The following is a 9,280-nucleotide window of genomic DNA, read 5'->3' as shown; positions in this document are numbered from 1 at the left end:
TGCCAGCCAGGTGATCGGATTTTCTGCCATATTGACCGTCACGTGCCGCATGACCTGTGGCCCCGACTTGCCCGGGTCGATGCGGTCGTCGGGATGAAGGCGGGTTTCGAGGCGGCGTGCGGTCATGGCAATCTCCTTGCTTGGGTGATCGGCCTTGACATTGGATTATTTTGTAGGAAAGAAGAAACCGATTTGGTTATCCGGGAAATATCGCCATGATCAACAGCATCCGCTCCGTTCGCCGCGCCAAGGGCCTGACGCTGGAGGAAGTCGGCCAACGCTGCGACCCGCCGACCACCGCACAGACGATCGGCCGCCTCGAAACCGGAACACGGACGCTGTCGCTCGGCTGGATGAACCGCATCGCCGCGGCGCTTGGCGTCGATGCCGCCGAACTCGTCCAGCTTCCGCAAGACACCCAACTCACGATAACCGCGCTGCTTGGCGCCGAAGGCGCGCTGGCACCAACCCGCGTCGAACGGGCGCTCACCGCGCGTCCCGGCGAGGACATGGTCGCTGTACGCGTCACGTCGTCGATCGGCGACTATCGTTCGGGCGACGAAATCTGGTGCCGCCGCATCGAAGGCGACTGGGCGAGCGTACTCAACCGCGACCTGCTCGTTCCGCGCCCCGCCGGCCGTTTCTTCTTTGCGCGCCTTCTCAACGTCGATGGGGAGAAGTTGCACCTGCTCCCGCTCGGCACGGGCCAGCGCCAGCAGGTCGTCAGCAACCCACCGTGGGCCGCGGTCGCCGTCCGCCTGCTCCGTACGCTCTGAGTGTCTGCGGCCCCACCCCTCCGCGTCCTCTCGATCGCGACGCTCTTCCCCGACGCCGCGCGGCCGAACTTCGGCCTGTTCGTCGAAAAGAGCCTGCGCGCGCTCGCGGCGCAGCCGGGTATCGAACTCACCATCGTCGCCCCGGTTGGCCTGCCGCCTTTCCCACTGTCGCTCCACAAACGCTATCGCGCGCTCCGCGCCCTGCCCCGGACCGAAAGCTGGAACGGCCTCACGGTGCTGCGCCCGCGCTTCACATTGATCCCGCGTGTCGGCGCGCGGTACAATCCGGCAAAGGTCGCCCGCACCGTCCTGGCAGCGGTCCACGGCATCGCGTTCGACGTCGTCGATGCGCAATTCTTCTACCCCGACGGCCCGGCCGCGATGCGCGTTGGCGCTACGCTCGGGCTTCCTTATTCGGCCAAGGCGCGCGGCGCCGATATCAGCCATTTCGGCCATGATCCGGCGACGCGGTCGCAAGTGATCGAAGCGGGAGAGAGGGCGGCCGGACTGCTTGCGGTTTCGAGTGCGATGCGCGGCGACATGGCCGCAATCGGCATCGATCCCGCCAGGATCGCGGTCCACTATACTGGTGTCGACGGCGCGCGCTTCTCACCGGGCGATCGGGCGGCCGCGCGCACCGCACTCGGCATCGACGATGCCCCTGCCATCCTCACCGTCGGCGCCCTCATCCAGCGTAAGGGTCAGGCGCTGGTGATCGAGGCGCTTCCGGCGCTTCCCCGCGTGCATTACTGGCTTGCGGGCGCGGGTGAAGAGGAAGGCCGTTATCGCGCGCTCGCCGCGCGGTTGGGGGTCGAGGGGCGCGTCCATTTCATGGGGCCGATCGCCAATGCCGACCTGCCGCAGCTTTATCGCGCCGCCGATGCCGTCGTCATGCCCTCGGCCAGCGAGGGCCTTGCCAACGCCTGGGTCGAAGCGCTCGCCTGCGGCACGCCGATCGTGATCAGCGACGCGGGCGGCGCGGCCGAACTTGTGACCTCGCCGGTTGCAGGCAGCATCGTCGAGCGAACATCCGTCGCGATCGCCGAAGCGGTACGCGCCATCCTCGCGAACCCGCCCTCACCAGCCAACGTCGCAGCGAGCCTCGGCGGGCGCTTCGACTGGGACCGCAACGGCCGCGAGCTTGCCGAACATCTGCGTCGCTGCGCGGGCCGCTAGATACGGCAACGCCGGCCCACGCGAAGCGGGCCGGCGCCGTTTTCTTCAAGATGAAAAGCGGGTTTAAACGACCGCGCCGTCGTCCTTGCGTTCGACGCGCTCGCCGCCGCCCATCCCGGCCGTGGTGCGCGGGACGAAGCTGTCCGGCCCGACCTTCAGCCACACCAGCACCGGCGTCGACATCAGCACCGACGAATAGCCGCCGATGAACACGCCGAACAGCATCGCCGCGGTAAATCCGAAAATCACGTCCGGGCCAAAGATCAGCAACATGCCGAGCGCCAATATCATGGCGACAGTCGTCATCACCGTGCGCGACAGCGTTTCGTTGATGCTGAGGTTGAGCAGCGGGATGATCTCCATCTTGCGATATTTTTTGAGGTTTTCGCGGATGCGGTCATAAACGACGATGGTATCGTTGAGCGAATAGCCGACGATCGTCAGCAGCGCCGCGACGCTGTTCAGGTCGAACTGCATCTGCGTCACCGCGAACAGGCCGAACGTCAGCGACACCTCATGGAACAGTCGCCCGAGCGCACCGACACCGAACTGCCATTCGAAGCGGATCCAGATGTAAATCGAAATACCAAGGATCGCGAGCGCAAGGCTGATCGCGCCGGTCCGTATCAATTCGCCCGACACCTTGCCCGACACGGTCTCGACCGATCCGGTCTTCGCGGTCGGGAAAGCTTTCTGGATCCCTGCTACCAGTTGCTGCCCCGCGCGCTCGGCGGCGGACTTGTCGCCTTCGGGCAGCGCGGTGCGGATTGACACGGCCTTGTCCGACCCGAACTGCTGGATCGTCGCTTCGCCAAGGCCGATATCACCGACCTTCTCGCGAATTTCGTCGATCGGCGGCATCGCCTGGGTGAATTCGACGCGAACCGACTGGCCGCCGACAAAATCGACACCGAGATTCAGGCCTTTGACGGCCACAAGCGCGATCGACACGGCGACCAGGAAAAAGCTCATGAAGGAGGCGACTTTCCGCCACCGCAGGAAGTCGATATTGGTATCGTCGGGGACGAGTTTCAGCAGGCGCATGATGCCGGCTCCCTTAAATGTTGATCGACGTCGGACGCTTTGTGCGCAGCCAATGGGCGACGAACATGCGCGTAACGGTAACGGCAGTGAAAACGCTGGTGACGATGCCGATGGTCAGAACGACCGCGAAGCCCTTGATCGGACCCGAGCCGAACCAGAACATCAGCGCGGCCGCGATGACATTGGTAACGTTGGCGTCGAAAATCGCACGGCTGGCTTCCGAATAGCCGAGTTCGACGGCCTGGAACACTTTTCGCCCGCGTTTCAGCTCCTCGCGTATGCGCTCGTTGATCAGCACGTTCGCATCGACCGCAGCGCCGATGGTGAGCACGAAGCCCGCGATGCCGGGCAGCGTCAGCGTCGCGTTGAACGCCGCCATGACCGCGATGATCAGGAAGACGTTAAAGGCGAGCGCGATACAGGCATAGATGCCGAACCGTCCATAAACGACGATCATCAGGACCAGCACGGATATCGTGGCGATAATCCCCGCGATCGCGCCCTTCCTGATCGAGTCCTTGCCCAGTTCGGGGGTGACGGTGCGTTCTTCGACGACCGTCATCTTGACCGGCAACGCACCCGAACGGAGCGAAATCGCCAGCGCGTTGGCGCTCGCGACGCTGAAACTGCCCGAAATCTGCGCGCTACCGCCAAGGATCGGTTCGTTGATCGATGGCGCCGACAGCACTTTGCCGTCGAGCACCATCGCAAAGCGCTTGCCGACATTCTGCGCGGTTACCTTGGCGAATGTGCTCGATCCGCCCGAATCGAAACGGATCGAAACGACCGGCTGGTTGCTCTGCGGATCATAGCTTTGCTGGGCGTTGATCAACTGCTCGCCGCTGATCATGACCTGCCGGCGCAGGACTTCGAACGACGCACCATTGCCCTCGCCTTCGGCATAGGGAACGATCTCGCTGCCCACGGGCACGCGGCCCGCCGCGGCTTCGTTCGGATCGGCGTTGGTGTCGACCATGCGGAATTCGAGGCGCGCGGTCTTGCCGATCAATTCTTTCAGCGCAGCCGGATCCTGCAGCCCCGGAACCTGAACGACGACACGATCGGCGCCTTCGCGGATGATCGTCGGTTCGCGCGTACCAAGCGCGTTGACGCGCTTGTCGATGATGTCGCGCGCGGTATCCATCGCGTTCGCGACGGCCTGCGCCTGTCCTGCGTTCGTCGGCGTCATCACGATACGCGTCACATCGACGACATCAATGCGCCAGTCACGCTGGCCGGTCAGCCCGGCGCCCTGCGTCTCGCTGAACAGCCGTTCGCGCGCTTCGTCGAGCTTCGCCTGATCGCGGACGAGGAAGCTGATCTTGCCGCCCGCGGTCGACAGTTCGCCGATCGCGATATCGTCGTCGGGACCACGCTCGCCGCGCATCGCGGTGCGCACGGTCTTTTCCATGTTGGTCAGCTGCGTCTTCCGGAGGTCGGCGATATCGGCCTCCAGCAGCAAATGGCTGCCGCCGGCAAGGTCGAGGCCCAGATTGACCTTCGCCTGCAGGAAGGACGGCAGGCTGTTCATCGCCTTTTCGGGGAGGAAGCTGGGAATGGAAAAGAGGATACCGAGCAGCAGGATGATGCTGATACCGATGGTCTTCCAGCGCGGGAAATCGAGCATGGTGGTAAGTCCGATTGCAAGAGCGGGACCGCGCGGGACGCGGCCCCCGCTGCGTCAGTCGTTGGCGGGCTTGCCGCCGGGCTGCATGACGTCGGCCAGGGTCGCCTTGACGACCTTGATCTTCACGCCTTGCGCGATTTCGACGTCGGCATAGTCGTCGTCGACGCGCGTCACCTTGCCGACGATGCCGCCGCCGGTCACGACCTGGTCGCGCGGCTTCACTGCGGCGATCTTGGCGCGATGCTCTTTCGCGCGCACCTGCTGCGGGCGGATCAGGAAGAACCAGAAAACGACGAAGATCAGCAGGTAGGGAACCAGCATCAGGAAACCGGCGGTTCCGCCGCCCGATCCGGCCGCCTGAGCCAGAAGCAATTGCATCGACATGGGTGAAAAGACTTTCTGTTTGCAGCATTGCCTGTCCCCCACGGAACCGGCACGCAAATATGGCGCGGCGCCTATCACGCAGGGGCCGCGCGCGCAACCGGTCGTGCACGCCCTCCCCCTTGGCAAGCGCCGTCGAAATGGGGAGGATGCCGCCAGGATCAAGCCCGGCGCACCGATTGCCACAATGAAGGGCCATCCCCGCTTGCATCCCCCGCCAACCCGCGCTAGTGGCCTCGCCTGCCCAACAGGGCCGGTCGGGACGTAGCGCAGCCTGGTAGCGCATCACACTGGGGGTGTGGGGGTCGGAGGTTCGAATCCTCTCGTCCCGACCAAATTTAACTGACAATCCGATAGCATGCTCGCAGCATGGCTTCGCCATCGGCCGATGGCGAGCTATACCATTTGGCCCCGCGTCCGGGCGGGAACTGCGCACGGAAAGGAAGGCCAGGGGATGCAGGTCGGCGTGTTGATCGTAGCGGCCGCTTTCCTGACCTCCATCCTTTCGGGCATTTTCGGCATGGCGGGCGGCCTCGTCTTCATGGGTGTACTTGCCTGGATCCTGCCCGCGACCACCGCCCTCGCCCTTCACGGCGTCATCCAGTTCGCATCGAACGCATGGCGCGCCACCTTTCACCGCAGGCACGTCGCCTGGCCCGTGCTGCTGTGGTTCGGGATCGGCGCCGCCGTGTCGATGGGCTTTTTCTCGCTGGTGATTTTCGCGCCGACCCGATTCTATGTCTTCCTCGGGCTTGGCTTGATGCCGATTCTCGTCTGGCTGCCCGAACGCTGGCTGGCGCTCGATGCAACCAATCGCTGGCACGCGCTCGGCGGCGGATTCGTTTCGACCGGAATCGCGCTGGTGTCCGGTGTGTCGGGCCCGGTTACCGACCTGCTTTTCATCCACACAAAGCTGAACCGGCATCAGGTCGTCGCGACCAAGGCGGTGATGCAGGCGATCGGCCATGCGTCGAAAATCCTCGTCTATGGCGGCCTGCTGCTCAGCGCCCCGGCGCGCGAGGCCATCCCGTTGCCGGTCACCGCGATCGCAGTCATCGCGTCGATGGCGGGGATCATGGTCGGCGGCTATGTGCTCGACCGGATCAGCGATGCGCATTTTCGCAGGAGTCGCCGCTGGATCGTGACGATCATCGGTGCCACCTTCCTGTTTCAGGCGGTCCGGATCGCCTTTATGTAAAGCCCCGCCTGCTGGAGAGACCAATGACCCCGAACAGCGACGCCACGATCATCCGCGTGGTCGACATGCACACCGCCGGCGAGCCCGTACGGATTGCCGAGGCAGGTTTCCCGCCGCTCGTGGGCGACACGATCCTCGAAAAGCGACGCGACGCGCTGACGCGCCTCGATCATCTGCGCACGATGCTGATGCTCGAGCCGCGCGGGCACGACGGCATGTATGGCGTGATTCCGACCGATCCATGCGCTCCCGGCGCCGACCTTGCGGTCCTGTTCACGCATCAGGAAGGCTATAGCACGATGTGCGGCCATGCCACGATCGCGATCGGCCGCTGGGCGGTCGATAGCGGCCGCATCGCACTGGTCGGCGGCAAGGCGAGCTTCGGCCTCGAGGCGCCCTGCGGCGTCATTCGCGTCGACGTCGAAGCGCACGACGGCGAAGCCGCACGCGTCGCGTTCGAAAGCGTCATATCCTTCACCAACGCGCTCGACCGTGCCGTCGACGTTCCCGGCCTCGGCACGGTTCGGGTCGACATCGCCTTTGGCGGCGCCTTTTATGCCATCCTGCCCGCCAGTCGCATCGGCCTGTCGCTGATGGAGACGCCGCTTGCAGAACTGGTGAAGGCAGCGACCGCCATTTCCGAAGCCATCCGCGCGGGCGCGCCGATCGTGCATCCGCACGAGCCCGATCTCGGCTTCCTCTACGGCACGATCCTGACCGACGACGTCGCGCCTGGGGCGCATGACGGCCGACCCAGCTACAATCTCTGTATCTTCGCCGACGGACAGATCGATCGCTCGCCGACGGGCAGCGGCGTGACCGCACGCATCGCGCTCGCGGCGTCGAAGGGCGAAATGATGGTCGGCGACAGCTGCGAAATCCGCGGCGTGTCGGGCGAAGGCTTCGTCGGGACACTTGCCAGCACAATCGGATCGGGAATCGAAGCGCTGTCACGCGTCCGGGTCAGCGGACAAGCCTGGTATTCGGGCCGCAGCGAGATGATCGCCGAGTCCCGGGACCGTTTCGCTGCGGGCTTCGCGCTCCCGCGCCGCCTCGCAGACCTCGACGCGCCGGCGTGACGCCGCGCGTGGCGTGCATTGCTATGCGGCGCCGTTCGATGCTGGCCAGACGGCCGCGTCGCGCATAACAGCCCCGTATGGAATTTGCCGCCGAAACCTTCGCCCTTCTTGTCGCCATCGCTTTTCTCGCCGGGACCATCGATGCAATGGCGGGCGGCGGCGGCCTGCTCACCATTCCCGCGTTGATGGCGGCGGGCGTACCGCCGGTATCGGCGCTAGCGACCAACAAGCTGCAGAGCACGATCGGTACCGCGTCGGCGTTCCTGACCTTCTGGCGCCGCGGCCATGTCGACCTCCGCCGCTTCGCCTTCCCCGCCGCCGGAGCCTTCGCGGGCTCGGTGCTCGGCGCGACAGCCGTGCAGCATGTCCGTTCGGATTTCCTCGCCGCCTTCGTCCCGGTCCTGCTGATCGCCATGGGGCTCCATTTCCTGCTCGCCCCGCCGATGAGCAGCGTCGACCGCCATGCACGCGTCGGCGCGCCGGGGCTCACCTTGATCGTGACGGCACTCGGCTTCTACGACGGCTTCTTCGGTCCCGGCACCGGATCCTTCCTCACGCTGACGCTCGTCGCGCTCGGCGGCCTCGGTCTCGTGCGCGCGATCGGCAACGCGAAATTCCTGAACCTCGCGACGAATGTCGCGGGGTTGCTCGCCATGATCGCCGGCGGCCATGTCCTCTGGCTGCTCGGCGCATCGATGGCGGCCGCCAACGTCATGGGCAACCAGCTGGGCGCACGGCTTGCGATCCGCTTCGGCGGACGCGGGGTCCGACCTTTGCTCGTCGTCATGTCCTTCGCGCTGACCGTCAAGCTGCTTGCCGACCCCGCCAATCCGCTATGGACTGTTTTCCCCGGTTGATCCTCCAGCGCCGGCAGTGGCTCGCGCCCGCCTTGCGCATGGCATCCCCCGATTGCTCCGTCGTTATTGGGTCGTTGCTTGATGAATTCATCGATATTTCGATGCTCTTCATTGTCCAATCGCCGCAGAAAATAGTTTCCAACCTATTCACAAGAGATGACACTGATATCTATAGTGAATCTCGATGCATGTATTAGTTGACAAGAATATAGTATTCATATATTGAAAAATGCAATCAACTATCCGGCAATAAGTCATCGACCGGAGAAGGTTCTTACGATCCGCCCTGACGGGGTAGCAGTTCATTAGCCGCGCCCCATGTGGCCACCGGCAATCTGGCCGCAAGCGGACTTCCGGGCGTCAGCGCCTTGTCGAACGCAACGACCAATCGCGGCGCGGTGCGTCGCAAGGAGATTTTATCAATATTGATAGGGAGAGGATGTTGAACATGCGAATGATCACCGGAATTGCCGCTTCCATACTCACGCCCGCCTTCATGGCTGCAGCCGCGACGCCCGCGGCCGCCCAGACCATCGTTTCGCCTCCACCCGGCACCAATATTACCATGTATGGGATATTGACCAGCCATAGCATTTTAGGAGGGCCTGGAACTCCGGTAGCGGGCCCCAGCGTGCCGGGATGTCCGCTCATAATGAACGGGAAAATCCTGTCGGCGGCGCCCGGAGTTGTTCAAATCGACAGTGTAACCAGCTGCATAACATTCACTGTTCCGATGTTTTTCAGATTTAACTCTGCAACAACCGGAACAACCGACCTTCTGGAAGTTGGAGGCCTGCTCCCTCCGACTCCAAATGTAAAATGCATCGCGAGTAACGTACCTTTCACATGGTCAAATCCAATTAATTTGACCGTACCAATATTTAACGGACAAATTTTTCCTGGAGGCGGGGTGTGCAGGCTGGATATTAAATTCTTCCTTTCTCCTGGTATGACTGTCACGTAGTTCAACGCCATTCGACAGGAAAGAATGAAGTTCAGGGCCGCAACACGACCTTGCCGACCACCTCGCGCCGCTCGAGCATCGCGAACCCTTCGCGCCAGTCGGCAAGGTCGAGCGACGCATGGACGTGCGGCCGGATTTTCCCCGTCGCCGCCAGCGCGTCGATCGCCGCGACATTCTC

At 63.7% G+C, this 9,280-nt stretch carries 10 protein-coding genes and 1 tRNA gene; 7 read left to right on the top strand and 4 right to left on the bottom strand.

Translation table 11 applies throughout. The features are described 5' to 3' along the window. Window positions 1-215: 215 nt before the first annotated feature. Entirely contained in the window at window positions 216-776 is a 561-nt protein-coding gene (locus VGD20_RS01970; protein WP_331132846.1) for a helix-turn-helix transcriptional regulator, read from the top strand. Beyond that, window positions 777-1,952: a glycosyltransferase gene (locus VGD20_RS01965; RefSeq protein ID WP_331132845.1), complete on the top strand. Its 1,176-nt coding sequence runs from the start codon at window positions 777-779 to the stop codon at window positions 1,950-1,952. A 63-nt stretch (window positions 1,953-2,015) separates the two neighbouring features. On the opposite strand, the gene secF is transcribed toward VGD20_RS01965, so the two are convergent. Genes secF through yajC form a run of 3 tightly spaced genes read right to left on the bottom strand, consistent with a single transcriptional unit; the run spans window position 2,016 to window position 4,944 of the window. Beyond that, a complete protein-coding gene (gene secF / locus VGD20_RS01960; RefSeq protein ID WP_331132844.1) occupies window positions 2,016-2,996 on the bottom strand; it encodes a protein translocase subunit SecF in 981 nt (326 codons plus the stop codon). A 13-nt stretch (window positions 2,997-3,009) separates the two neighbouring features. Continuing rightward, the gene (secD, locus tag VGD20_RS01955; RefSeq protein ID WP_331132843.1) at window positions 3,010-4,623 is read right to left on the bottom strand and encodes a protein translocase subunit SecD; all 1,614 of its coding nucleotides are present in this window, start codon (window positions 4,621-4,623) and stop codon (window positions 3,010-3,012) included. Window positions 4,624-4,677: 54 nt separating this feature from the next. Then, window positions 4,678-4,944, bottom strand: coding sequence for a preprotein translocase subunit YajC (gene yajC / locus VGD20_RS01950; RefSeq protein ID WP_414714529.1), 267 nt, complete (start codon window positions 4,942-4,944; stop codon window positions 4,678-4,680). Window positions 4,945-5,262: 318 nt separating this feature from the next. On the opposite strand from yajC, the gene VGD20_RS01945 reads away from it, so the two are divergent. The 5 genes from VGD20_RS01945 to VGD20_RS01925 all read left to right on the top strand — a co-directional run bounded on the left by VGD20_RS01945 (window position 5,263) and on the right by VGD20_RS01925 (window position 9,102). Further along, window positions 5,263-5,339, top strand: a tRNA-Pro gene (locus VGD20_RS01945). Between the two features lie 131 nt (window positions 5,340-5,470). Beyond that, window positions 5,471-6,202, top strand: a complete 732-nt coding sequence (locus tag VGD20_RS01940) for a sulfite exporter TauE/SafE family protein (protein ID WP_331132842.1) — start codon at window positions 5,471-5,473, stop codon at window positions 6,200-6,202. Between the two features lie 23 nt (window positions 6,203-6,225). Then, complete coding sequence (locus VGD20_RS01935) at window positions 6,226-7,281, top strand: proline racemase family protein (protein WP_331132841.1); 1,056 nt, start codon at window positions 6,226-6,228, stop codon at window positions 7,279-7,281. A gap of 77 nt (window positions 7,282-7,358) precedes the next feature. After that, complete coding sequence (locus VGD20_RS01930) at window positions 7,359-8,138, top strand: TSUP family transporter (protein ID WP_331132840.1); 780 nt, start codon at window positions 7,359-7,361, stop codon at window positions 8,136-8,138. A gap of 448 nt (window positions 8,139-8,586) precedes the next feature. Then, window positions 8,587-9,102 carry a hypothetical protein gene (locus VGD20_RS01925; RefSeq protein ID WP_331132839.1) on the top strand — a complete coding sequence of 172 codons (516 nt, stop codon included), beginning with the start codon at window positions 8,587-8,589 and terminating at the stop codon, window positions 9,100-9,102. A gap of 31 nt (window positions 9,103-9,133) precedes the next feature. Here VGD20_RS01925 and VGD20_RS01920 read toward each other — a convergent pair whose 3' ends face one another. Then, the gene (locus tag VGD20_RS01920; RefSeq protein WP_331132847.1) at window positions 9,134-9,265 is read right to left on the bottom strand and encodes a zinc-binding dehydrogenase; all 132 of its coding nucleotides are present in this window, start codon (window positions 9,263-9,265) and stop codon (window positions 9,134-9,136) included. Between the last annotated feature and the right edge of the window lie 15 nt (window positions 9,266-9,280).

It is taken from the genome of Sphingopyxis sp. (assembly GCF_036402335.1).
Taxonomy (GTDB): domain Bacteria; phylum Pseudomonadota; class Alphaproteobacteria; order Sphingomonadales; family Sphingomonadaceae; genus Sphingopyxis.
Note: the sequence above shows the minus strand (reverse complement) of the source record. Positions and strands in the feature narration are given on the sequence as shown.